The organism is Flavobacterium sp. LC2016-12, from assembly GCF_015351595.1.
GTDB lineage: Bacteria > Bacteroidota > Bacteroidia > Flavobacteriales > Flavobacteriaceae > Flavobacterium.
Map to the genome: position 1 here is coordinate 89,431 of NZ_JADKPT010000015.1, position 23,049 is coordinate 112,479.

Below are 23,049 nucleotides of genomic sequence, written 5' to 3' on the forward strand. Positions count from 1 at the left end.
AAGTTTTTAAAGCTTATCGGGGTTTATAATTCTAGTTTCTTGCTTTTTTTGAAAACTAAACTTCTAATCTAGCCCCGATAGAGCCGGTATCCTTTGAGAGGAACGAACAAAGATATAGGCGAAAGCGGGACTGGTGGTCTTGAAAAACCAGATACATTTGCTCCTGAAAAATTAGATGCTACATTATTAAACGAACTCCGCCTAGGTCTGAAACGCGATAGGAGAATTTATTTCCGGGTGAACCAATGAACATGAAGTTTTTTGGAATTTTCCATTTTTCAGAAAGTTCATCTATAATATCAGGGCCGAAAACACCTTGTATTTCAAGGAATTCTATATCAATGTCGTCGTAAGCACGATCTAAGACTTCTAAATCTTTCTTTAAAGCTTCGTTGTTTGCACCGTCACTTTTTATATGAACTATTTTTAGTTTTTTGGTAGTTTCATTGTTTTCGACGTATTGCAATACTTTGTTCAGTATTGCGATATCATCGCCTTTGGTGAAAAATACAAATTCCTGTGAGTTAATTTCGACGCTCATTTTTTGTAAATAGCGATTGCTCACAATTACCATTCGACGTAAAGGCTGATAGAAATATTCTAACGCTTCAATTAAAAGTTTGATCAGCATGACACGGTTAAGCATAATTCCGATAAAAATTAAGGACGGAATCATGTATTGCAAAAAGGTATAAAAGGCATTGATATTCAGCTTCATGTTTCCGATAAAAGCAGCGATGATAAACGAAACAGCAATTACCACTGCAATACCGCGCTCGCGTTCCGGTCTTGGTAATTTTCGGCGTTTGAATTTTAGTAATAAATTCCCGATTCCGAATAATGCCATTACTGCTAAAAAGGAGAAAGTATAAACACCAGCCAAAGATTCTAAATGTCCGCTAGTGGCAAAAAGTACTGAAATACATAGAACTAAAAAGCTAATGACAATCCGATAATGCGAACCCCTTTTGTTTTGTTTCAAGAAAAAGTTGGGCAGAATTCGGTCTAAAGTCATTCGGTTTAATAAGCCCGAAACACCTACAAATGAAGTTAATACTGCACCACATAAAACTAAAACCGCATCTATAGAAATTAGCCATGCCAGCCAGGATCCACCTGTAGTTTCACCAAGATGGGCTAAAAGGGATTCTTTGTTTTCGCCAACTTCGGTCAGTGGAATTACACTAATTAATAATATGGCAATTACGGGATTGAAAAAACTGACAATTGCCCACATGTTTCGGAGTGTTTTTGGAAAAATGCCGTGTTCTTGTTCTTCAACAAAATTGGCAGAACTTTCGAAACCTGAAATTCCGAGCATGGCAGCTGAAAATCCAAGAAAAAGGGCTGTTTTTATATTTCCGGAAGCAATAGGAGTTTGCCAATTGACATGAAATGTTTCCAGACCATTATTTAATAAAAACCATAGAGACGCTAAAACAAGCATGGTTAAAGTTGCAAGATGGGTTAGAAAAATAATGACGGCAACAAATGCCGATTCTCCAATTCCCAAAATAGCAAGTCCGGTAAATAATATTAAAACAACTACGGTTGCTATGGTAACATTTAATCCTTCGAAAATTCCGTGTAGGTAATGCATTCCTTCAGATGCCGAAATTACTGCAGTTGCCATGTAGGACAAAACAGTTAATGTTGCGGCAAGAGATGCAAGACGTTTTGTCGAAGTGTTTAATAGAACATTGTAAGCTCCACCATTTAAAGGAATGGCACCAACAACTTCCCCATAAATCCGTCTGAATAAAAATAAAACGGCAGCAACAATTAATAAAGAAATCCAGGCATATTGTCCTGCATACAAAATAGTTAATGCTGAAACATATAAACAAGAAGAACTAATATCGTTTCCGCAAATTGCTGTTGCCTGTAATTGATTTAATTTCTTATGTATAACTTCTTTCATGAGTATTGAAAATTAAAAACGATTAATTCAATAATAAAAGCAACTAAAATAAATCTTAAATAAGGCAGATATTTTATAAAGGCGGAAATATTTAATTAATCAGAAATTTTGAATCTTCAATTTATGAAAATTATTTTGATTCCTGAAACTTTTTAAGTGATAATAAGGCTTGCTTTTGAATTTTGTCCTGAAAAAAACCTGTCCAGCCCAGTAAATATCCTGTAACACCAAAGGCTTGTTTGGACCATTTCCATACATCAAAATTATCAGTATGTTTAATAATTAAGCCATCCTGAAAAATAAATTCAGCTGAAATTTTATTGATTACTTTACGATTTGTCTTGCTAAAGTTGTAAGTAGCAACCCATCTTGCAGAACCTGTAAATTCGTCTGCTTTAATATCTGAAAACTCAATTTTTATATTGCCTTTGCTTTTTAAAATCAACATTTCCCACATGTTAGAAACCTGTTCTTCTTTTAGTAAACCAAAAGCAGGATCAATAAAATGCACTTTTGGATGGTAACATTCACTCATTGTTCTAGCATCGGCATTTGCAAAAGCGGTGTAGAATTTTGCAATTAAATTTTCGTTGGTGTTCATTTAAATAAAATTAGAATATAAATATAAGATTAATTATACTAAATGTTTTATTTATAATACACTAATTGCAGTTGCTGTATCAAATGTTTTTTTTGATTTATCGTATCCTGTAGAAAAGTAAGCCATTTTGTTTACTGCGGTAAAGTAACCCGTTTGATTTCCAAAAGATTTTGAGTTTCCGGCTATAATAAATCTGATTCCCTGAATGTCAGCTTTTTTGAGCTTGATCATTTCGGCAGGAGTGAAGTAATAATAAGAAGTGGTTTTGCCTTCTACTGTTTCTTTTATATTTTTATCTACACAGGCAATAACGTCGCCATTCGCCAAATCGACATAAACGCCACCAGAAATTCTTGCTTCAGCATTGGCAGTAGCAATTGATAATTTTAAAATACCACCTTTTTCAGTCTTCGCAACCTGAACATCTGTCTCTCCTGAAAAAGCATATTTTTCGCAGATAAAAGTATAATTTTGCGTTGCCGGATACCCTTTAGAGCCTTTTACACTCATTGTTTCCTGAGCATTTGCAAAAGTTGAAAGTAACAGTAAGATTAAAAAAGGTGTTTTAAATTTCATAGTTTTAGTTTATTGTCCTTCTATTTTAGAATCAAATTTTTCGTCCCAATCCATCGATTTTATTGCAGAAACTAAATTGTCTTCATTTACAAAAACCCGTAACTCCTTGTTAGCTACTTTTTTGCTGTATAATGCATGATAGCGGTAAATGACTTCTTGTTTAGTTCTGTAAACACCGTCTAATTTCAAGTCAATAAAACTTCCGTAATATTGTCTAAATCTTTGACAGGTTTTTGTCAATCGTTCCTCGGTTGTATTTTCCATAACCGACTTTGTAACCTCGGTTTCGTTAAAAGGTTTAAACTTTGACGTGTTACAAGTTTCCAAAACTCTCTTGCCTAAATCGTATGCCTTTTTCTGTTGATTCGCATTAACTTCAGCAGTTGGAATTTGTTTTATTTTTAAATCTTCGGTGTCCCGGGTTACAGTTTTAGATTTACATCCAATTAACAACAACAAACATATAATCAATACTGCTTTCTTCATAACTATTTATGTTATTTTTAATAATAAGTTGGGATCAGGGCAATTTTCGATGTAGAAATTTAAATCATTACTGTTGCAAACGCCGGGATAATCTCCCCAATAATCTTCAATATCCTGTATAATCTGAAAATGCACATGCGGTGCATAATCTCCGTTAACAGCTGCATTTCCAAGAGTTGCAATTTGTTCTCCCCTCTTAAATTGCTTCCCAACATTAAGGTCTTTTATACTTTCTAACGATAAATGTCCGTATAAAGTATAAAATTTTTCATTTTCAATTTCATGCTCCAAAATGATGGTTGGGCCATAATCACCTAAACCAACGTTATTTTTAAAACTATGTACTTTCCCATCAAGCGGTGCCAAAACTGCTGTGTTTACTTTGGTCCACAAATCAAGACCAATATGTATGTTTCGTTCCGGAACAGAATCGTTTTTAAAAATTGTACTTCTTTTATATAGTGTCCGACCTTCTATATAACCGCCAAAAGCTACTTCGGCATTGTTGCTTTTTAAATAATTAGAAATAAAACTCTCAAATTCAGAAGCATTTTCCGGTTTGCTTTCCATTAATTCTTTGTTCGTAATGGATAAATCTAAAGGGATGTAATCTGAAAAATCAATACTTGCATCAATAATTTTAGTAGGTGGAATGGCTTTTAAAATAGAAACTAGGGTTTTCATAAAAGGTAAAATTTAGGCAACTTTTTCAATTATTATTAGTTCATTATGATCTTCTATGCGGGGCAGCATTTTAGAAGAAAATTGTTTAGGATTTATTTCTGCAATATAGTTCCGATTTCTGACATTATGTGCTTCATCGAGAATCATTGTGTTAAAAAGTACAAACCCCTGATTTTTTAAAAGCGAACAAACCCGCTCACTAAAAAAACGTTCAAACAAAAAATTAGGCATTTTAGTATCTTCAAAAATATCAATTATAATAAGATTGTATTGATCTTTGGTTTTTAAAACAAATTCAAAAGCATCGTCAATTATAATTTCAAGCTGTTTGATCTGATTCAGGTTAAAATATTCATTTGCAATCTGAATCATCTCTGAGTCAATTTCGACACCGGTAATTTTACCTTTGTATTCAATTTCATCAACCAGCGTTTTTACAACACTTCCGCCTGCAACTCCCAGTAATAAAATATGATCCATATCAAGAATGGTTTTATAACCAATGTTACGCAATCCGTACCTTAATATACGCTGTAAACTTCCGTACGAATAATTTGTATTTTCAGAGTCTAAAACCAATTCGCCATTTGCCCAGGTAACTTCGATCATTTTGCTTCTTACCGATTTTTTCTTAAAAATTTTGATTGGAATAAGATAACTGAAAAATTTTTGGATCATTTGTAAAGCTTTTACTCAAAAATACCATTTTAAATCTTTTATTTTGCATGAAATAATAAATTTTAATGAAGAAACAATTGTACAAATTCATCTTTTTTAAGCTAATGGGCTGGAAAATAAGAGGAATTGAAAATGCAGAAGTGAAAAAATGTGTGATGATGGTGATGCCACATACAAGTAATCATGATTTTTATTTAGGAATTTTTACCCGCGGAATTTCAGGATTAGAAATGAACTGGGTAGGAAAAAAAGAGTTATTCAAATTCCCTTTCGGATATTACTTCAGAAGTGTGGGAGGTGAGCCTTTAGATCGCTCCGGCGGATTGAACAAAGTAGATTCAATTGCGGCTATTTTTGAACGTAAGGAAGTTTTTCGTTTAGCAGTGGCTCCTGAAGGAACACGTAAAAAAGTAACTGAAATTAAAACTGGTTTTTATTATATCGCACTTAAAGCAAATGTGCCTATTATTCCTGTGGCTTTTGATTGGGGTAAAAAAGAAGTTAATTTAGGAAAGCCGTTTTATCCGACTGGTGACTTTGAAGCCGATTTACAAATTTTGAAAAAACATTATGAACATGTTTTAGGTAAGATTCCTCAGGACGGTTTTAAATTGTAAATTTTGAATATTTTTTTCAGTTGCGTGAGAATCCCATAAATAAAAAATATTTTGAAAAATTTTCAAATACGCGAAAATTTCAAATTACGGGATGTACACCTTAAATGTCCCGTTTTTATAAAAAAATACAATTTTCTCAACTTCGTCTTCTTCTGAAATGAAATTTGAACTTTTAACTTCTACAGCATTTCTTGTTTCTGTTTTTACTTCTTCGTTATAATTGATTTCAGAAAATAAATCTCCACCGACAAAATCTTCAGAAGATGAAATAGGGGTGAGAGGTTTTACAATTTCTGTAGCTACTTCGTTATTTGAATTTAAAGTTTGATCTTCGACTTTAGGAAAACTTCCTTTTCCATTTAAGATCCAATACAAATCTACATCCGGAAAAACATCCAAAATTTTCATTACAAAATCTAAACTAGGTTTGTTTCTTCCTGAAAGCAGGTGAGACATACTAGAGCGTTGCACCCCAATTTTATCCGCAAAAGTAGAGGCATTTAGACCATAATAATCCAGTATAATTTCAAGTCGTTTTACAAAATCATCGATGTTTACCATTGTAAATTATTATTTTAAAAAGTCCTGTTTACAAATGTAACTAAAAGAAAGTAATAAAGCAATTTTACAGTTGTAAATCGTTGACAATTTCGATAAAATATCAAATAATAACTTTATATAAAATAGTATAACTTATTGAAATACAAATACTAATATACATTAATGTTAACTAATAACAAATGTTAACTGATAATCACAAAATCAACGAATTAATTGTTCAAAGCATGTTTACAATTATAAATTATTCTATCTTTGAATTGTTTACAATTGTAAAAATAAAGATGTTTACTTTTGTAAACTAATCAAAAGACAATGAATTTAGAAGAATTATTTAGCCTGCACAAAGAACAATCTATAAAGGGACGTTACTTGACATTAGATCATATTGAGCCTTTATTAGACAAATTAAATACTAATAACCAGGTTCAGATTATTGGTAAATCGGTTTTAGATAAACCTATATATAGTTATCAAATTGGTACAGGAGAAACTCGTATTTATCTATGGTCTCAAATGCATGGTAACGAAAGTACAACCACTAAAGCTCTTTTTGACTTTATTAATGTATTAAATAGTGGCTCACACTTTGCGAAAAAATTACTCGAAAAGTTCACTTTTTATGCTATTCCAATACTTAATCCTGATGGTGCAGCGCTTTATACACGTGAAAATGCCAACAAAATTGACTTAAATAGAGATTCTCAGAACCTGACTCAACCTGAAAGTAACGTTTTGAGGGAAGTTTTCGAGAAATTTAAACCCCATTATTGTTTTAACCTTCATGATCAGCGTACGATTTTTGGTGCTGGTAATTCTGGTAAACCTGCAACAGTTTCTTTTTTAGCGCCTTCTTATAATCAGGAAAGAGAGATAAACGAAAACAGATTAAAAGCTATAAATGTAATTGCAGGAATCAATGATACGCTGCAACAATATATTCCGGGACAAGTTGGTCGATTTGATGATTCGTTCAATATCAACTGTATAGGAGATACTTTTCAATTTTTGGGCGTACCAACAATTTTATTTGAAGCAGGTCATTTTCCTAATGATTACGAACGCGAAATCACGAGAAAGTTCATATTTTTCTCACTTATTTCGAGTTTTGAACTGCTTTCCGAAAACGATTTAGTTGATAATAGAATTAATGATTATTTGAATATTTCACAAAATAAAGTGGTTTTTTATGATTTTATGTATAAAAACATCAAAATAAATTATGATGGTATCGAAATTATTACGAATTTTGTCGCACAATACAAAGAAGAATTGATTGAAAATAAGATTCACTTTAACGCCTACATCACAGAAGTAGGTGAATTAGAAAATTATTTTGGACATTATGAATATGACGCTCAGGGAGCATTTTATTCCGATAATCATAATAGTTTTCCGAAAGTGAACGAAAAAGCAGATTTTTATTTAAATAAAAATGTTAAATTTGTTAACGGATTGATAAAAAGTTAATTTTTATGTGAATTTGTTGTTTTTTATATATATTTTTATACTTTGTAATAGCAATTAGTAATATTAATTAAAGAATTATGAGTAAATTTCGTTTAGATGAAGTAGATCACCAGATTTTAGATATGTTAATAGACAATACGAGAGTTCCGTTTACTGACATTGCAAAAAAACTATTGATATCTGCTGGGACAGTACATGTTAGAGTAAAAAAGATGGAAGACGCCGGTATAATAATGGGATCTTCATTAGCCTTAGATTACGACAAATTAGGGTATTCATTTATTGCTTATGTGGGTGTATTCCTTAATAATACATCTCAAACAAAATTTGTATTAGAGCGAATCAATCAAATTCCATTCGTAACAGTGGCTTCTGTAACGACAGGAAAATTTAATATTTTTTGCAAAATTAGAGCAAAAGACACTAAGCATGCAAAAGAAGTTATCTTTATGATTGATGATATTGAAGGGGTTTACAGAACAGAGACTATGATTTCATTAGAAGAAAGTATTAACGATAAGAAGCGTTTGATGCATACTATTTTTAAAAATATGTAATATTTTCTTGAATGCTATATTAAAATATAACCTCAAGTTTATTCTTGGGGTTTTTTTATGACTAATTAACCAACCAACTACAACACGATTATGTACACGTTGCCAAAAATTGAACGTTTTAATCAAGATGTTCTCTCAAAATACCACATTTATAATAGTGTTTTTATAACATTACCCTTTGATTCTATCGATAATACAGGAGTTCTGCTCCCTTTATTTACAGAAACTTGCGAAACGGGTTTTAGAAAACAAGAAACACCAAAAGAAATTTTTGATTTCTTCTCAAATAAATACTTAAATAATGCTTCTGAAAAAGAAAAAATCGACCTAATGTTTCGATTTATTCAATATATAGAACGTCAGATTGTATTGTTTGATGCCATTGAAGATGCGGCTTTTCCTGCAGTTAACAACATGGAAGGACGCGGATCTTTGCGTGATATCAAAGAAAAAACAGATGCTAAAGAGAAAAACGAGGAATTAATCGAATTTCTTGAAAGCTTTAATGTTAGAACCGTTTTAACGGCACATCCAACACAATTCTATCCTGGCCCTGTTTTAGGAATTATCAATGATTTAACGGAGGCTATTCGTTTAAATGATTTATTGAAGATAAAACAGTTATTGGCGCAGTTAGGGAAGACTCCTTTTATTCAGAACGAAAAGCCAAATCCTTATGACGAGGCAGTAAGTTTGATCTGGTATTTGGAGAATGTGTTTTATGCAACTTCGGGAGAAATTGTTCATTATTTGCAAAAAAATATTCTTCACGGAAGTGCTATCAAAAATCAATTAATTAAACTTGGTTTTTGGCCAGGTGGTGACCGTGATGGGAATCCATTTGTTACAACTGAAATTACTTTAAAAGTAGCGGAACGTTTGCGCACCTCTATATTAAAGTGTTATTATGTTGAAATGAGAAACCTTAAACGAAAGTTAACTTTCTCAGGTGTAGATACTTTAGTTGCAGAACTTGAACATAAACTTTATCGTTCCGTTTTTTACTCTAAAGGTGAAATCTATATTACCTTAGAAGAATTGTTAACTCAATTAAATAAAATCAGAACGATTATTATCGAAAAACACCAGTCATTATATCTTGACGAGTTGGAAGCGTTTTTGGTAAAAATCAATTTATTTGGTTTTCATTTTGCAACTTTAGATATTCGCCAGAATAGTAAAATTCACGATGCGGTATTTAAAGATGTTGTAAATCATTATTTAAACTCTGATTCGAAAATTTTCCCGGAAAATTACTTTGAATTATCTGAAAGTGAAAAATTAGATGTTTTATCAAAAGTTAAAGGACAATTAAATCCTGCTGATTTTAATGATGAAATAACAAGATCAACATTAGAATCTGTACAAGCTATAAAAACTATTCAGGAACGCAATGGTGAGTTTGGTGCCAATCGTTACATCATTAGTAATAATGAAAGCGCATTGAACGTGATGGAAACTTTCGCTATGATTCGTTTGAATAATTGGGAAAATCCAACTGTTGATATTATTCCGCTTTTTGAGTCGGTTGACGATTTGCAAAATGCGCACCAAATTATGGAGCAGTTGTATACTAATCCTGAATATTCTAAGCATTTACAAGCGAGAGGAAATAAACAAACTATTATGCTTGGTTTCTCTGATGGAACTAAAGATGGTGGCTATTTGATGGCTAACTGGAGTATTTACCAAGCCAAAATTTCATTGACTGAAATCTCAAGAAAATATGGAATTCACGCTATTTTCTTTGATGGACGTGGTGGACCTCCGGCTCGTGGTGGTGGAAAAACACATAAATTCTATGCTTCTTTAGGGCCAAAAATTGAAAACAACGAGATTCAAATTACGGTTCAGGGACAAACAATCAGTTCGAACTTTGGAACATTGGATTCTTGTCGTTATAATATCGAAAACTTACTAAGTGCAGGTGTGACTAATCAGGTTTTCAGCAAAGAAGACAATGAATTGAGTGTTGATGAAACTCAAATTTTAACGCAATTGGCTAATTTAGGATATGATAAATACTTAAGCTTTAAGAATCATCCAAAATTCATTCCATATTTAGAGAAGATGAGTACGTTAAAATACTATTCTAAAACAAATATTGGTAGCCGTCCATCAAAAAGAAGTAAATCAGAATCTCTGGATTTTGCAGATTTAAGAGCAATTCCGTTTGTTGGTTCATGGAGTCAGTTGAAACAGAATGTACCTGGATTTTTTGGAGTAGGTTCTGCTTTAAAACATTTTGAAGAAAGCGGTCAATGGGACAAAGTGAGTGATTTGTATCATAATTCATTATTTTTCAAAACGCTTTTGGAGAACAGTATGATGTCATTGGCAAAATCATTTTTACCATTAACGGCATACATGCGAAACGATCCTGAGTTTGGTGAATTCTGGCAAATTATCTACGATGAATTTTCAGAAACAAAACGTCTTTTACTTAAAATTGCAGGTCATAAAACACTGATGGAAAATTATCCTGATGGTATAGCATCAATTCAAATAAGAGAGCGTATTGTATTGCCATTGTTAACAATACAACAATATGCTTTATTAAGAATTAACGAATTGAATAATGACAAAAGTGGTAATGAAGAGCTAATTAAAGTATACGAAAAAATCGTAACAAGATCTCTTTTCGGAAATACAAACGCAAGTCGTAACTCTGCTTAAGATTCGAAAATTTAAATTTATTTTATAAAAAAAACAATAAGAATGAATTCAAGTCAATTATCAGAAAATGAATATTCGGGTGGATTTGCAACTTATATCAAAGAAGCCGGAAATGTAAATTTGATTGAAGAGTTAGAAATTTCGCTTCATGATTTTATCAGGTTTGTACAAAACATTCCGATGGATAAATTTGATTATCGATATGCGGAAGGGAAGTGGACTATCAAAGATATCATTCAGCATATAATGGATTGCGAGCGAATTTTTGCCTATCGTGCTTTGCGTTTTTCAAGAAATGATAAAACACCCTTGCCTAGTTTTGAAGAAGATGATTATGCAAATAGTACAGATTCAAATGTAAGAAGTATCCAGGATTTATTAACTGAGCTTTCGGCGTTAAGACATTCAAATTTACTATTTTATAAAAGTTTATCTGAAGAACAACTAAAAAGAATTGGAACAGCTTCAAATAATCAAATTTCTGTTCGTGCTTTAGGCTTTGTTATAATCGGGCATCAAAAACATCATCAAAATGTTTTTCAGGAAAGATATTTATAAATCCTCTTGCTAGTAACTATAAAAAAATCCTGTGAAGTAAATTCACAGGATTTTTGTTTTAACAAAAGGCTATTTATTTCTTTCAACAATAGCGAGACCAAAGCGTATCTTATCATAAGATAATTTTTCTTCAAAATGGTCGTAATAAGGTTTTAATGCTGTAGGATATTCTAATTCCACTTGTGCTTTGTGCAATTGCTTAACTTCATCATCCGTAACAAACGGGCTTAAATCAATATCTGCACCATCTACATATAGTTTCGCTAAATGGGAGATAATAGTACTTTGACCCAAATTACGTTTTCCTGCAATTTCCTCAATACTATTCCCTTCATTAAAAAGTGCCAACGTCGTTTTATATGTATTCCCTTCTTTTTTAACTTTGGTATTTGCCTTTTTTACTTTTTCATAATAAGTAATGGCATCAATAAATTCTGAACCGTATTTTTCAAGTTTAGCTTTACCAACTCCCTCAACTGCAAGGAATTCTTCATCACTCATTGGTCTCAATGTTTCCATTTGCCTTAAAGCAGCGTCGCTAAAAATTACGTAGGCGGGAACATCTTCATCCTTTGCAATCTCATAACGCAGTTTTCGAAGTATTTCAAAAAGAGAATTTTTAGCTGCTTTAGGTTTTGTCTCTTTGATTTCGTTTTTATCAATTACTTTTTTAACAACAGTTGTCAGTTTTACTTTTTCTCCTTCAAATAGAACTTTTTTCGCAAAAGGTGTTAGTAATATTTTGTTATGTTGGTGAAAGGCAATTTCACAATATCCTAAATTAATTAACTGAATTAAATATTGGTTCCAATCATACCATGAAATGTCAGCGCCAATTCCGTACGTTTTTAAGTTTTGATAATTTTTTTCATAGATATACGCGTTTTTTGAACCTCTTAAAAAATCAACAATCACAGCTAATGGTTCAGATTCCTGTAAACGACTAATAGCTGACAATGCTTTTTGCGCGAGAATCGTACCATCGAAAAATTTTGGCGGATTTTTGCAAATATCGCAGTTACCACAATTTTCTTTAACCAATTCTCCAAAATAAGAAAGCAGAATTTTTCGACGACAGCTTAACGCATCGGCATATTGTTTCATTCTTTCCAATTTTGCCAGCTGAACATTAGAATTCAAACCTTCAGAAGCAAATTTTTGCAACTGAATTACATCGGCATAACTTTCAAATAAAACCGTTTCTGCTGGTAAACCGTCACGACCGGCGCGGCCAATTTCCTGATAATAACCTTCAATATTTTTAGGTAAATTATAGTGAATAACCCAACGCACATTTGATTTGTCAATCCCCATTCCGAAAGCAATTGTAGCGCAAACCACCTGACAATCATCATTTATAAATTCATCCTGTGTTTTCGCTCTAAGTTTATTATCTAAACCTGCATGATATGCTTTTGCTGAAACACCGCTTTTTTGTAATTTTTGAGCTAATTCCTCCGTTGTCTTTCTGCTTAAACAATAGATTATCCCAGATTCGTTTGGTTTATTCTCTACGAAATCAATAATTTGTTTTACGCGATCAAGGGCTGGACGAACTTCTAAACTTAAATTCTTCCTGTCAAATGAAGCGACAAAAGTTTTCGGATTTTTTAAATTCAGTTGTTTTGTAATATCCGTTCGGGTTGCTTTATCTGCAGTAGCGGTCAATGCCAGGATTGGAGTAGAAGGGAAGCGATTTTTTAGATAGCCTAAATTGGTATAAGCAGGTCTAAAATCGTGACCCCATGATGAAATACAATGTGCTTCATCGATAGCAATTAAGCTAATTGTCAATTCATTAAAAATAACATCCAGATAAGATAAACTTTCCGGAGCAATATAAACGAGTTTAAAATTATTCGATTTTAAATTGTCAATATAAAATTGTTGTTCTTCATTTGATTGACTGCTATTAATATAACAGGCATTAATTCCATTTGTTTTTAAACTATCAACCTGATCTTTCATCAAGGCGATTAAAGGAGAAATGACAATTGTGATCCCAGGTAAAACCAAAGCGGGTAATTGAAAACATATTGATTTTCCTCCACCGGTTGGCATAATAGCCAAAGTATCCTGACCAGCAAGTATCGTATTTATTATGGTTTCCTGGTTTGGACGAAATTTTTCAAATCCAAAATTCTCTTTTAATTTGGCGTGTAGTAGTTCTGTATTCATTTGGGCTCATTTTTTTAAATATTAAATTTAAAGAAATTTCTTATAAAATATGAAAATAATAAATTTATTATTTAAAGAAAAATATCAAGTTACTTTGGTTAATAAAAAAAGGAACTCCGAAATAGAGTTCCTTTAATTTATTTTGAAAGAGATAAATTAATCTTCATCGTCTTCATCATCTTCATCTGCAATGTCATCCGGATCTTTATCTTCATCATCGTCATCGCCACCATCAACATCTGGCTTGTCTTCTTTTTCATCTTCATCATCATCATCATCAGCATCATCGTCAAGATCAAGGCCTTTTACTGGTTCGATTGTGTCAACGTCAAGATCAATATCGTCATCTTCATCGTAATTCTCGATTCTATCAGCAAGTTTAGTACTAATTTTTACTAAATAAATAGTGTCTTCAGTACGAACTTCGACAGCTTCGATCAATTCGTTTTTAGCATTTCTAAAACGGATAACATCCGAATCATCATAACCATCAGGAAATTTTTCAACCAAAAGATTCAAAATTTCATTGGTAAGTTTAGCGTAGTCTACTATAACTCTTTTCATAAAAATATACTATAAATCTAATAAATAGGCAAAAATTAATGGAGCAACAATTGTCGCATCCGACTCAATAATAAATTTAGGGGTTTTTATATCTAATTTACCCCAAGTGATTTTCTCATTTGGAACTGCCCCAGAGTAAGAACCATAACTAGTTGTTGAATCTGAAATTTGACAGAAATAACTCCAAAACGGAATATCATGCATTTCCATATCCTGGTACAACATTGGTACGACACAAATAGGGAAGTCACCCGCAATACCACCACCAATTTGGAAGAATCCAATTCCGTTAGCGCTATTTTTTGGATACCAGTCAGCAAGGAATGTCATGTATTCAATTCCTGATTTCATGGTAGATGCTTTTAAATCGCCTTTAATCACGTACGAAGCAAAGATATTTCCCATAGTACTATCTTCCCATCCAGGAACGATAATTGGTAAATTTTTCTCTGCAGCAGCGTACATCCAGCTATCTTTTAAATCGATTTCATAATATTCTTCTAATACACCAGACAACAACATTTTGTACATGAATTCATGAGGAAAATAACGTTCTCCTTTATCATCAGCATCTTTCCAGATTTTGTAAATGTGTTTCTGCAAACGACGAAATGCTTCATGCTCAGGAATACAAGTGTCAGTAACACGATTTAATCCTCTTTCAAGCAATGCCCATTCGTCTTCTGGTGTTAAATCACGATAATGCGGCACTCTTTCGTAGTGAGAGTGTGCTACTAAATTCATGATATCTTCTTCTAGATTGGCTCCAGTACAAGAAATAATTTGTACTTTATCTTGTCTAATTATTTCGGCAAAAATTTTACCAATTTCTGCTGTACTCATAGCGCCAGCCATACTTACCATCATTTTAGCACCGTTTGCCAGTTGTTGTTCGTATCCTTTTGCGGCATCAACTAAAGCAGCAGAGTTAAAGTGTAAATAATGTTTTTCAATAAACTGACTGATTGGTCCTTTCATTTTTTTTGTTTTTTTTGAATTAAAAGTTTAACCTTTTAGATGATACTGCAAATTAATAATTTAATAGATATTAACATTTAATTTGCAAGCTTTTTTTTATACTTTTTTTGTGTAGCCTAAAATCTTTAAAACATCGTCAGAAGTTTGTTGTTCAGAGAAAACTTCAGTCCCAATAATTCCATTTTCATCACGATCTATTAAAATATGTTTTGGCTGTGGAATCAAACAGTGGTGTAAACCTCCGTATCCTCCAATTGTTTCCTGATACGCTCCCGTATTAAAGAAACCAATGTACAATGGCTTTTCTTTGTTATATTTAGGCAAATAAATTGCGTTCATATTTTGTTCTGAGTTGTAATAGTCGTCACTATCGCAAGTCAATCCTCCTAATAAAACCCGCTCGTATGTATCATTCCAACGGTTAACCGCCAGCATAATAAAACGTTTGTTTATAGCCCAAGTATCTGGCAAAGTGGTAATGAAAGACGAATCAATCATATTCCATTTCTCTCTATCATTTTGTTGTTTTTGATACAAAATCTGATAGATCGCGCCACCGCTTTCACCTACTGTAAACGATCCAAATTCTGTAAATATATTTGGAACATCAACTTCGGCTTCATCGCATGCAATTTTAATCTGATTGATAATTTCATCAATCATATATTGATAATCATATTCAAATGCAAGAGAGTTTTTAATCGGGAAACCACCTCCAATGTTCAATCCATCAAGAGTAGGACATTCCTTTTTAAGTGCAATGTATACTTTAATACATTTTACCAACTCATTCCAGTAATATGCTGTATCGTTAATTCCGGTATTGATAAAAAAGTGAAGCATTTTAAGCTCTAATTTATCATTTTCCTGGATTTGTTTTTTATAAAATGAAACTATGTTTTTGTATCCAATACCTAATCTTGATGTATAAAACTCAAATTTAGGCTCTTCCTCAGCTGCAATACGAATTCCAATTTTAAATTTACCTTTAATTTCAGCCTGAAGCAAATCTAATTCTTCATAATTATCAATGATCGGAATAGTGTTTTTGTGTCCGTTATTGATTAATCTTGCAATATTGGTAATATATTCGTCTCTTTTAAAACCATTACAAATTACATAGGTACTCTTGTTGATTTTACCATTTTCTAACAAATTCTCAACAATATTAATGTCAAAAGCAGATGAAGTTTCAACATGAATATTATTTTTAAAAGCCTCATTCATAATATATTCAAAATGAGAGCTTTTTGTACAATAACAATAGTAATACTTTGCTTCGTACTTGTTTTTTTCCATTGATTTTCTGAACCAGGCTTTTGCCTTATTAATATTTTCAGAAATCTGTGGTAAGTAGGTGAATTTTAATGGGGTACCGTATTGTTCAACCAACTTCATCAAATCAATATTGTGAAATTGTAAGTTGTCTTTGTTCAATTTAAATTCCTCTTGTGGAAAGTAGTAAGTCTGATTAATTAGATCGGAATATTTTGTATTCATTTATTTTTCAATATTTTAAGTTGTAATTTTTAAATTTAGTAAACGGTGCTAAATCTAAAATTCAAACCCTGATATTGGCAAATACTATCTCTAGTTTTTCATTTTCTGCTTTCGAGTATAAAAACACGTCAAAACAAAACGGACTTTTACTATTATAAAAACGGTTCAACATTCTTAGTAAAGAACTATTGAGACGGTTTCTATAAGAACTAAAGTGTCTTTGTTTGTTGTTTGTTTTCATCGTGGCAAATGTAAAAAATAATATATACCTAAAGCAATGCTTTTGATTAAAAAAAGTTTAAGATTTATAATCCTGAAACGCATCTAGAATCAATTTATTTTCAACGGATTGATTAATTTTTATTTTTCCGATTCCCTCAATCAGGGCAAATTGAATTAATCCGTACTCATTTTTTTTGTCATGAATAAGGAGTTCTAATATCGGATCGATGTCATTTTCCTCAATTTGAACATCGTCGTAAATGTTTTTAAGCGCTGTTTTAATTTCAGTATATTCTTCAGCCGAAATCAAACCTTTATGTAATGAAATATAGCTTTCTAAGATCATACCAATTGCGATTGCCTCACCATGCAATAATGTAGTTTTAGTCTCACTTTCTAAAAAAAAGCTTTCTATCGCGTGACCTAATGTATGTCCGAAATTTAAGGCTTTACGAATGTTTTTCTCCGTTGGATCCTGAATAACAATGTCATTCTTAATTTCAACTGAACGATAAATAAGCTCATCAAAATCAGCATAATCAATTGATTGTAAGTCTAAAAATTGCTTCCAGTAGGCAGCATCATATATAAGACCGTGTTTTAGCATTTCTGCCAGACCGGAACGCATTTCTGCTTGTGGTAATGTTTCAATGTATTGTGTGTCAATTAAAACCATTTGCGGAACATTAATAACACCAATCTGATTTTTAAGATTTCCTAAATCAACACCTGTTTTTCCACCAACAGAAGCATCAACCATAGATAATAAGGTAGTTGGGACATTGATGAAGTTTACTCCACGTTTAAAAGTTGAAGCTACAAATCCACCTAAATCAGTGACAACACCACCACCTACATTAATTACAAGTGATTTTCGATCAGCACCCAGTTCCGTTAAAACATTCCAGATCTGAATACAGGTTTCTATATTTTTATTTGCTTCTCCGGCTTCAAATTCAATTATTTCAATGTTTAAATCGGTTTCAAGTAAAGGTAAAAATTTAGGAAGGCAATGTTCATTTGTTTCATTATCAACTATAATAAACAAGTTAGAATATTTATTTTCTTTTAAATGTATATTTAGTGCTTCGTATGCATTTTGATTGAAATGTACGAGATAATTATTGGCTTGAATAGATTGCATATTTCTTTTTGGTTTATGAAACCACAAAATACGGCATTTTTAACTAAATAATATTCAAACTTTGTCTATAATTTGTTGTAAAAACGGCTTAAATAAAATGGTATTAAATAACGAAATTCTATTTTGTGGTATTTTTTTGTCATTTTATAAAATGTTGTTTTTGTTAAAACTTATTTTAGTACTTTAACAGTATTGAACGCAAAATACGACCCGTTTTTATAAATAATATTCAAAACTCTCTCTATATTTGCACAAAAAACAACCTAAATGGAAAAAATATTCGATAACACTCAAGTGGCATTTTCGCTTAAAAGTGATACTGAACTTGACAGAGCTTATTTTCTTTTTAAAATGATTGACAGCGAGCCTTTGGTAAGAATTGGAACTGCTGTAACTAATTTTGCAATTAAAGCGCACCTTCCAGTTGAAGGATTGATTCGTGCAACGGTTTTTGATCATTTTTGCGGAGGAATAAACGAAGATGATTGTATAACTGTAGTAGACAAAATGTTTACAAAGGGCGTTTCTTCTGTTTTAGATTATTCAGTTGAAGGAAAAGAAGAAGAAGCTCAATTTGATGCGGCCTTAGAAATGACTTTAAAAACAATCGAATTTGCTAAAGAGCGTTTAGCTATTCCATTTGCTGTTTTCAAACCAACAGGTTTAGGTCGTTTTGAATTATATGAAAAATTAGGCGAAAAGCAAACTTTAAACCCAACGGAACAAGCAGAGTGGGATAGAGTAGTGGCGCGTTTTGATAAAGTTTGTAGTGAAGCACACAAAAAAGATGTTGCTTTATTAATTGACGGTGAAGAAAGCTGGATGCAGGATGCTGCGGATGATTTAGTTACCGATATGATGCGTAAATACAACAAGGAGAAAGCAATTGTTTTCAATACCTTACAAATGTACCGTTGGGATCGTTTGGACTATTTAAAAAGATTACATGAAATTGCAAAAGCGGAAGGCTTTTTCATTGGAATGAAACTAGTTCGTGGTGCTTACATGGAAAAAGAAAACAAAAGAGCGGAAGAGAAAAATTATGTTTCACCAATTTGCGTATCTAAAGAAGCAACTGATGTAAACTATGATGAAGCTGTTCATTATATGTTAGATCATTTAGAAACGATGTCAATTTTTGCAGGAACTCACAACGAATTGAGTTCTTATAAGTTGATGGAGATGATGCAGCAAAGAGGAATTGCTAAAAACGATCAAAGAATTTGGTTTGGGCAATTATACGGAATGAGTGATAACATTAGTTATAATCTAGCTGAAAATGGTTATAATGTTGCTAAATACTTGCCATTTGGGCCAGTAAAAGATGTTATGCCATACTTAATTCGTCGTGCTGAAGAAAACACTTCTGTAGCCGGGCAAACAAGCCGCGAATTATCAATGATTAAAACAGAACGCAAGAGAAGAAAGGGGAAATAATTCTGTATAAACTTCTAAAAATAAAAAATCCAAATTCCAATTGTTACGATTGGAATTTGGATTTTTTTATTGGAATTTTATCTAAGCTCTAGAAAGAAACCTGACATTGTAAAACAACCATACCTAAACGATCGCTTTGTTTATACTGTCCAACAAGCGTTTTATCAAAAACAGCTCTATTTTGATAGTTTAAACTAATTTTTGGGCCAAAAGTACCGGTTGTATAATAATTTGCCCCTACTTCATACATTGTCATTGGTTCGTCTAAAGCTTCTAAGGCAGCGACTTGAGTTGCGATATAAGGTTGAAAACGTCCTTTTTTTTCCTGATTGTCTGATTTTGCAAACAGATAACCCAATTGAGCATAATAGATATTTCCTGTCCCAACTCCAATAAAACCAGCTCCGGAACCATTAATCAAGCTCCCGTCGCCAACAGCAGGATTTGGTGTTGAAACAGATTGAATGTAGTTTTTACCATAATCACAATTATTATAAGAAGCATAAGCTGTTATAGCGTTACCTTTTTCACTAAGTGGACTGTCGTAGAAAACATCAAAACCTAAAACTTTCATATCGTCATAAGCAATTGTTGCATCCGGTGTCAGGTGCCACATTGCTTTTGCCTGAGTCATGTAGCCCAATGCCAGATTGAAAACTTTCTTTGTTCCTAAATACGTTCCTTTGTGATAGGCGTCTTCCAATGATTCTTTATCAAAAAAAGAATACGTTAGAATTCCGGAGTATTGAGCTCTTGGTGTTTCTGTGCTTACTGTAGAATTCAGTCCTAAGTTATTTGTTGAATTTCGATACGGATTAGTAATTGCTGCACGATAATTGAATTTTCCTAAATCTCCTTTTGCATAAATGCTTAAATTTCTATTTCCGAAAGTTGAGGAGGTATTGATAAACTGCTGATACATTGGAGTATCTAAGGTTAATTGAGAAGAAGAACTGTTTGCAGAATAACGCGTTGTTCCAGCTCCCCAGGCCGTTAATCCACCACCAATATGAAGACTTTTGTTAAAATGATATTCTCCTAAAGCATCCATAACAGAAAGTGGGGCATTGGAAGGTCCGCTATTTTGTGTAAAATTGATGTTATTTTGACCAAATTGCAAATGGAAAAAGATATTTTCTGTCAGCATTCCCATTGCCTGTAAACGCAATCTTCTGATTACAATATCGTAGGTGTCATCCACTTCATTTTTACCAATTTTACTTCCTGCGTTCAATTCAGCATAACGTCCCCAAACCTGAAGATTCATTCCAAATTTAATGTATTGAGCTCCGTCTTTGGAAATATTGACTACATTGAAAGGTTTGTCTTGTGCAAGAACATTAATAGTGTTTAGCGCAATAAATAATAAAATCAGAATAATTCGTAAATGTGGCATTTCAATAATTTAAAAGGTAGTTAATGTTATTTTTTATTTAATTAAGAATTACTAAATTGAAGATTACTAAGGTTTTTATAAATACCATTTTCAAGGTTTATAAGTTCCTGATGTGTTCCTTCTTCCGTAATTTTTCCGTTATCTAAAACTAAAATTTTATCAGCGTTTCTAATAGTCGAAAGACGGTGCGCAATAATAATGCTTGTTCTTCCTTCCATCAATACTTCTAAAGCCTCCTGAACTAATTTCTCACTTTCACTATCTAAAGATGAAGTTGCTTCATCCAGAATTAAAATACTTGGATTTTTAAGTAATGCTCTTGCGATTGCAATACGCTGACGTTGTCCACCAGATAATTTTACACCACGTTCACCAACCAATGTTTCGAATTTTTCAGGGAAACCTTCCACAAAATTCAAAGCATTTGCTTGTTTTGCTGCCAGCATAATCTCTTCATCAGTTGCATCTGGTTTTCCGTATGCAATATTTTCTCTAATGGTTCCTCCAAATAGAATTACATCCTGAGGAACTATACTCATGTTTCCACGAAGATTCTCTAAGTCATAATCGTAGATATTTTTTCCGTCAACCAAAATTTCTCCTGATGTTATATCGTAAAAACGTAATAATAAAGAAGAAATAGTAGATTTTCCAGCACCACTTGGGCCCACAATCGCAATTTTTTGACCAAATTCAGCACTGAAATTTACATCTTTTAGAACTTCAACTTCCTTACGGGATGGATAACTAAAAGCTACATTTTTGAAAGAAACAGTACCTCTAATTTTTTCAATAGGTGTTGTTTTTGGATTTGCATTGATGGCTTCCGGAGTTTCTTCTAGTAATTCAAAAACTCTTTCAGTAGCTCCAACTGCTTTTTGAATTTGAGCATACATCTCGGCAATTCCACCAAAAGAAGCACCAATAAACGTTGTATAAAGCACGAACGAAATTAAATCACCCACACCTTCAACTTCTCCTTTAATTGTCAATGTAATTCCGTACCAAACAACGGCAACCACACATCCGAAAAGACATAAAATGATGAATGAAGCAAAGTATCCTCTGTATTGACCGCCTTTAATAGCGATTTTAACGATCTCTTTTATCTTATTTTTATAACGCTGAATTTCATACCATTCATTTGCAAAAGCTTTAACGTTGCTGATTCCTTGTAAAGTTTCTTCAACAATTACCTGACTTTCTGCTACTTTATCTTGTGTCTTTTTTCCGTATTTACGAATAAATCTTCCAAAAATAACAGCTGCAACGGCTACAATCGGAACAATAGCCAGCATCATTAAAGTCAATTTCGGGCTAATGTTTCCTAAAATAACAAAACCTCCCACAATTAATATAAACTGACGTAAAAATTCAGCAATTGTAGTCGTAAAAGTGTCTTGTAATTGTGAAATATCAGCACTAATACGGCTATTTAATTCCCCCACACGTTTTTGGGAATAAAACCCCATCGGTAGTTTCACCAGGTTTTCGTATAACGCAAAACGAATATTTGAAAGTGAGTTTTCGGTAAAATTTACAAATAGAGAAATTCTAAAGAAGGAGAAGATAGCTTGTAGCGTAAGGATTACCATAAGAGCAACAGCAATTTCATTTGCTCTGCTTAAATCTTTATTAGTAACACAGTCAACCAGCATTCCCATTAGTTTAGGGAAGGCGAGGGCAGTGGCACTAGTAAGTAAAAGGAAAATCAAGCCAAGAAAAAATTTCCATTTGTGGCCTTTGCCATATTTAAAAATTCGGATTGCTTTTTGAAGGGAATTAGAGTCTAATTTAGCTTTAGGTAAATCGTTTTCTTGAAATCTAGCCATTTGAGTATACAATTAAGGTATGCAAATGTAAGACTCTAACAAGTGAATACAAAAGAATATTCTAAATTACCTTTTAGGTTTTCTATTTTTAACTAAATAATAAGAAAACCGTACTTTTTATTTCCTTTTTAAGAAGCTGAAAAATAGCATGGTAAATAAAAACATTAAAAAATATTTCATTTTTTTTCTAAAAACACTTGCAAATACGAATTCTAGCTGTATATTTGCACTCGCAATCACAAACGATAGCAACCTAGTAAAATAGGGCGATTAGCTCAGCTGGTTCAGAGCACCTCGTTTACACCGAGGGGGTCGGGGGTTCGAACCCCTCATCGCCCACCAAAAAACTCCTTAAGAAATTAAGGAGTTTTTTTTATGTCTTGTTTTTAATTACTGTATAAATTCAAGAATGATTA

20 protein-coding genes and 1 tRNA gene are annotated in these 23,049 nt (G+C 32.5%); 7 read left to right on the top strand and 14 right to left on the bottom strand.

Translation table 11 applies throughout. The features are described 5' to 3' along the window. Positions 1 to 178: 178 nt before the first annotated feature. The 6 genes from IRZ99_RS19310 to IRZ99_RS19335 all read right to left on the bottom strand — a co-directional run bounded on the left by IRZ99_RS19310 (position 179) and on the right by IRZ99_RS19335 (position 4,946). The gene (locus IRZ99_RS19310) at positions 179 to 1,921 is read right to left on the bottom strand and encodes an APC family permease (RefSeq protein WP_194658934.1); all 1,743 of its coding nucleotides are present in this window, start codon (positions 1,919 to 1,921) and stop codon (positions 179 to 181) included. A gap of 130 nt (positions 1,922 to 2,051) precedes the next feature. Further along, positions 2,052 to 2,522 carry a nuclear transport factor 2 family protein gene (locus IRZ99_RS19315; protein ID WP_194658936.1) on the bottom strand — a complete coding sequence of 157 codons (471 nt, stop codon included), beginning with the start codon at positions 2,520 to 2,522 and terminating at the stop codon, positions 2,052 to 2,054. Positions 2,523 to 2,573: 51 nt separating this feature from the next. Continuing rightward, positions 2,574 to 3,098: a hypothetical protein gene (locus tag IRZ99_RS19320; protein WP_194658938.1), complete on the bottom strand. Its 525-nt coding sequence runs from the start codon at positions 3,096 to 3,098 to the stop codon at positions 2,574 to 2,576. A 9-nt stretch (positions 3,099 to 3,107) separates the two neighbouring features. Then, positions 3,108 to 3,584 carry a hypothetical protein gene (locus IRZ99_RS19325; RefSeq protein WP_194658940.1) on the bottom strand — a complete coding sequence of 159 codons (477 nt, stop codon included), beginning with the start codon at positions 3,582 to 3,584 and terminating at the stop codon, positions 3,108 to 3,110. A gap of 6 nt (positions 3,585 to 3,590) precedes the next feature. Then, positions 3,591 to 4,268: a peptidoglycan DD-metalloendopeptidase family protein gene (locus tag IRZ99_RS19330; protein WP_194658942.1), complete on the bottom strand. Its 678-nt coding sequence runs from the start codon at positions 4,266 to 4,268 to the stop codon at positions 3,591 to 3,593. 12 nt (positions 4,269 to 4,280) lie between these two features. Further along, positions 4,281 to 4,946 carry a spermidine synthase gene (locus IRZ99_RS19335; RefSeq protein ID WP_194658944.1) on the bottom strand — a complete coding sequence of 222 codons (666 nt, stop codon included), beginning with the start codon at positions 4,944 to 4,946 and terminating at the stop codon, positions 4,281 to 4,283. Between the two features lie 65 nt (positions 4,947 to 5,011). Here IRZ99_RS19335 and IRZ99_RS19340 point away from each other — a divergent pair, with 65 nt between their 5' ends. Beyond that, positions 5,012 to 5,563, top strand: a complete 552-nt coding sequence (locus IRZ99_RS19340; protein WP_194658946.1) for a 1-acyl-sn-glycerol-3-phosphate acyltransferase — start codon at positions 5,012 to 5,014, stop codon at positions 5,561 to 5,563. Between the two features lie 84 nt (positions 5,564 to 5,647). Here IRZ99_RS19340 and IRZ99_RS19345 read toward each other — a convergent pair whose 3' ends face one another. Then, complete coding sequence (locus IRZ99_RS19345; protein ID WP_194658948.1) at positions 5,648 to 6,124, bottom strand: helix-turn-helix transcriptional regulator; 477 nt, start codon at positions 6,122 to 6,124, stop codon at positions 5,648 to 5,650. Positions 6,125 to 6,436: 312 nt separating this feature from the next. Here IRZ99_RS19345 and IRZ99_RS19350 point away from each other — a divergent pair, with 312 nt between their 5' ends. From IRZ99_RS19350 to IRZ99_RS19365, 4 genes are all read left to right on the top strand, one after another. Next, on the top strand, positions 6,437 to 7,591 hold the full coding sequence (locus IRZ99_RS19350; protein ID WP_194658950.1) for a M14 metallopeptidase family protein: 1,155 nt from the start codon (positions 6,437 to 6,439) through the stop codon (positions 7,589 to 7,591). A 77-nt stretch (positions 7,592 to 7,668) separates the two neighbouring features. After that, the gene (locus IRZ99_RS19355) at positions 7,669 to 8,148 is read left to right on the top strand and encodes an Lrp/AsnC family transcriptional regulator (RefSeq protein ID WP_007805990.1); all 480 of its coding nucleotides are present in this window, start codon (positions 7,669 to 7,671) and stop codon (positions 8,146 to 8,148) included. Between the two features lie 90 nt (positions 8,149 to 8,238). Then, a complete protein-coding gene (locus IRZ99_RS19360; RefSeq protein WP_194658952.1) occupies positions 8,239 to 10,824 on the top strand; it encodes a phosphoenolpyruvate carboxylase in 2,586 nt (861 codons plus the stop codon). Between the two features lie 42 nt (positions 10,825 to 10,866). Further along, a complete protein-coding gene (locus tag IRZ99_RS19365; protein WP_194658954.1) occupies positions 10,867 to 11,382 on the top strand; it encodes a DinB family protein in 516 nt (171 codons plus the stop codon). A gap of 69 nt (positions 11,383 to 11,451) precedes the next feature. Here the strand turns inward: IRZ99_RS19365 and recQ are convergent, their stop codons facing one another. The 5 genes from recQ to aroB all read right to left on the bottom strand — a co-directional run bounded on the left by recQ (position 11,452) and on the right by aroB (position 17,968). After that, positions 11,452 to 13,560 carry a DNA helicase RecQ gene (recQ, locus tag IRZ99_RS19370; protein ID WP_194658956.1) on the bottom strand — a complete coding sequence of 703 codons (2,109 nt, stop codon included), beginning with the start codon at positions 13,558 to 13,560 and terminating at the stop codon, positions 11,452 to 11,454. Between the two features lie 156 nt (positions 13,561 to 13,716). After that, positions 13,717 to 14,124 (bottom strand): DNA primase, encoded by a 408-nt coding sequence (locus IRZ99_RS19375; RefSeq protein ID WP_194658958.1) that lies wholly within the window; start codon positions 14,122 to 14,124, stop codon positions 13,717 to 13,719. Between the two features lie 9 nt (positions 14,125 to 14,133). Continuing rightward, the gene (locus tag IRZ99_RS19380) at positions 14,134 to 15,102 is read right to left on the bottom strand and encodes a deoxyhypusine synthase family protein (protein WP_194658961.1); all 969 of its coding nucleotides are present in this window, start codon (positions 15,100 to 15,102) and stop codon (positions 14,134 to 14,136) included. Positions 15,103 to 15,198: 96 nt separating this feature from the next. Then, positions 15,199 to 16,602, bottom strand: a complete 1,404-nt coding sequence (locus IRZ99_RS19385) for a decarboxylase (RefSeq protein ID WP_026985070.1) — start codon at positions 16,600 to 16,602, stop codon at positions 15,199 to 15,201. Between the two features lie 298 nt (positions 16,603 to 16,900). Then, positions 16,901 to 17,968 (bottom strand): 3-dehydroquinate synthase, encoded by a 1,068-nt coding sequence (gene aroB, locus IRZ99_RS19390; RefSeq protein ID WP_194658962.1) that lies wholly within the window; start codon positions 17,966 to 17,968, stop codon positions 16,901 to 16,903. 267 nt (positions 17,969 to 18,235) lie between these two features. Here aroB and IRZ99_RS19395 point away from each other — a divergent pair, with 267 nt between their 5' ends. Next, on the top strand, positions 18,236 to 19,405 hold the full coding sequence (locus IRZ99_RS19395) for a proline dehydrogenase family protein (protein WP_194658964.1): 1,170 nt from the start codon (positions 18,236 to 18,238) through the stop codon (positions 19,403 to 19,405). 88 nt (positions 19,406 to 19,493) lie between these two features. Here the strand turns inward: IRZ99_RS19395 and IRZ99_RS19400 are convergent, their stop codons facing one another. After that, positions 19,494 to 20,801: a porin gene (locus tag IRZ99_RS19400; RefSeq protein ID WP_194658966.1), complete on the bottom strand. Its 1,308-nt coding sequence runs from the start codon at positions 20,799 to 20,801 to the stop codon at positions 19,494 to 19,496. Positions 20,802 to 20,842: 41 nt separating this feature from the next. Beyond that, a complete protein-coding gene (locus IRZ99_RS19405; RefSeq protein ID WP_194658974.1) occupies positions 20,843 to 22,633 on the bottom strand; it encodes an ABC transporter ATP-binding protein in 1,791 nt (596 codons plus the stop codon). Between the two features lie 264 nt (positions 22,634 to 22,897). Here IRZ99_RS19405 and IRZ99_RS19410 point away from each other — a divergent pair. Further along, positions 22,898 to 22,975, top strand: a tRNA-Val gene (locus IRZ99_RS19410). Positions 22,976 to 23,049 lie beyond the last annotated feature (74 nt).

What these genes read in the sequence shown, in the direction of transcription:
- IRZ99_RS19360 (WP_194658952.1), top strand. Translation starts at nt 8,239, where the DNA reads ATGTACACGTTGCCAAAAATTGAACGTTTTAATCAAGATGTTCTCTCA.
- IRZ99_RS19375 (WP_194658958.1), bottom strand. Translation starts at nt 14,124, where the DNA reads ATGAAAAGAGTTATAGTAGACTACGCTAAACTTACCAATGAAATTTTG.
- IRZ99_RS19395 (WP_194658964.1), top strand. Translation starts at nt 18,236, where the DNA reads ATGGAAAAAATATTCGATAACACTCAAGTGGCATTTTCGCTTAAAAGT.
- IRZ99_RS19405 (WP_194658974.1), bottom strand. Translation starts at nt 22,633, where the DNA reads ATGGCTAGATTTCAAGAAAACGATTTACCTAAAGCTAAATTAGACTCT.
- IRZ99_RS19335 (WP_194658944.1), bottom strand. Translation starts at nt 4,946, where the DNA reads ATGATCCAAAAATTTTTCAGTTATCTTATTCCAATCAAAATTTTTAAG.
- aroB (WP_194658962.1), bottom strand. Translation starts at nt 17,968, where the DNA reads ATGCAATCTATTCAAGCCAATAATTATCTCGTACATTTCAATCAAAAT.
- IRZ99_RS19355 (WP_007805990.1), top strand. Translation starts at nt 7,669, where the DNA reads ATGAGTAAATTTCGTTTAGATGAAGTAGATCACCAGATTTTAGATATG.
- IRZ99_RS19340 (WP_194658946.1), top strand. Translation starts at nt 5,012, where the DNA reads ATGAAGAAACAATTGTACAAATTCATCTTTTTTAAGCTAATGGGCTGG.
- IRZ99_RS19320 (WP_194658938.1), bottom strand. Translation starts at nt 3,098, where the DNA reads ATGAAATTTAAAACACCTTTTTTAATCTTACTGTTACTTTCAACTTTT.
- IRZ99_RS19310 (WP_194658934.1), bottom strand. Translation starts at nt 1,921, where the DNA reads ATGAAAGAAGTTATACATAAGAAATTAAATCAATTACAGGCAACAGCA.
- IRZ99_RS19345 (WP_194658948.1), bottom strand. Translation starts at nt 6,124, where the DNA reads ATGGTAAACATCGATGATTTTGTAAAACGACTTGAAATTATACTGGAT.
- IRZ99_RS19400 (WP_194658966.1), bottom strand. Translation starts at nt 20,801, where the DNA reads ATGCCACATTTACGAATTATTCTGATTTTATTATTTATTGCGCTAAAC.
- IRZ99_RS19385 (WP_026985070.1), bottom strand. Translation starts at nt 16,602, where the DNA reads ATGAATACAAAATATTCCGATCTAATTAATCAGACTTACTACTTTCCA.
- recQ (WP_194658956.1), bottom strand. Translation starts at nt 13,560, where the DNA reads ATGAATACAGAACTACTACACGCCAAATTAAAAGAGAATTTTGGATTT.
- IRZ99_RS19365 (WP_194658954.1), top strand. Translation starts at nt 10,867, where the DNA reads ATGAATTCAAGTCAATTATCAGAAAATGAATATTCGGGTGGATTTGCA.
- IRZ99_RS19325 (WP_194658940.1), bottom strand. Translation starts at nt 3,584, where the DNA reads ATGAAGAAAGCAGTATTGATTATATGTTTGTTGTTGTTAATTGGATGT.
- IRZ99_RS19350 (WP_194658950.1), top strand. Translation starts at nt 6,437, where the DNA reads ATGAATTTAGAAGAATTATTTAGCCTGCACAAAGAACAATCTATAAAG.
- IRZ99_RS19330 (WP_194658942.1), bottom strand. Translation starts at nt 4,268, where the DNA reads ATGAAAACCCTAGTTTCTATTTTAAAAGCCATTCCACCTACTAAAATT.
- IRZ99_RS19315 (WP_194658936.1), bottom strand. Translation starts at nt 2,522, where the DNA reads ATGAACACCAACGAAAATTTAATTGCAAAATTCTACACCGCTTTTGCA.
- IRZ99_RS19380 (WP_194658961.1), bottom strand. Translation starts at nt 15,102, where the DNA reads ATGAAAGGACCAATCAGTCAGTTTATTGAAAAACATTATTTACACTTT.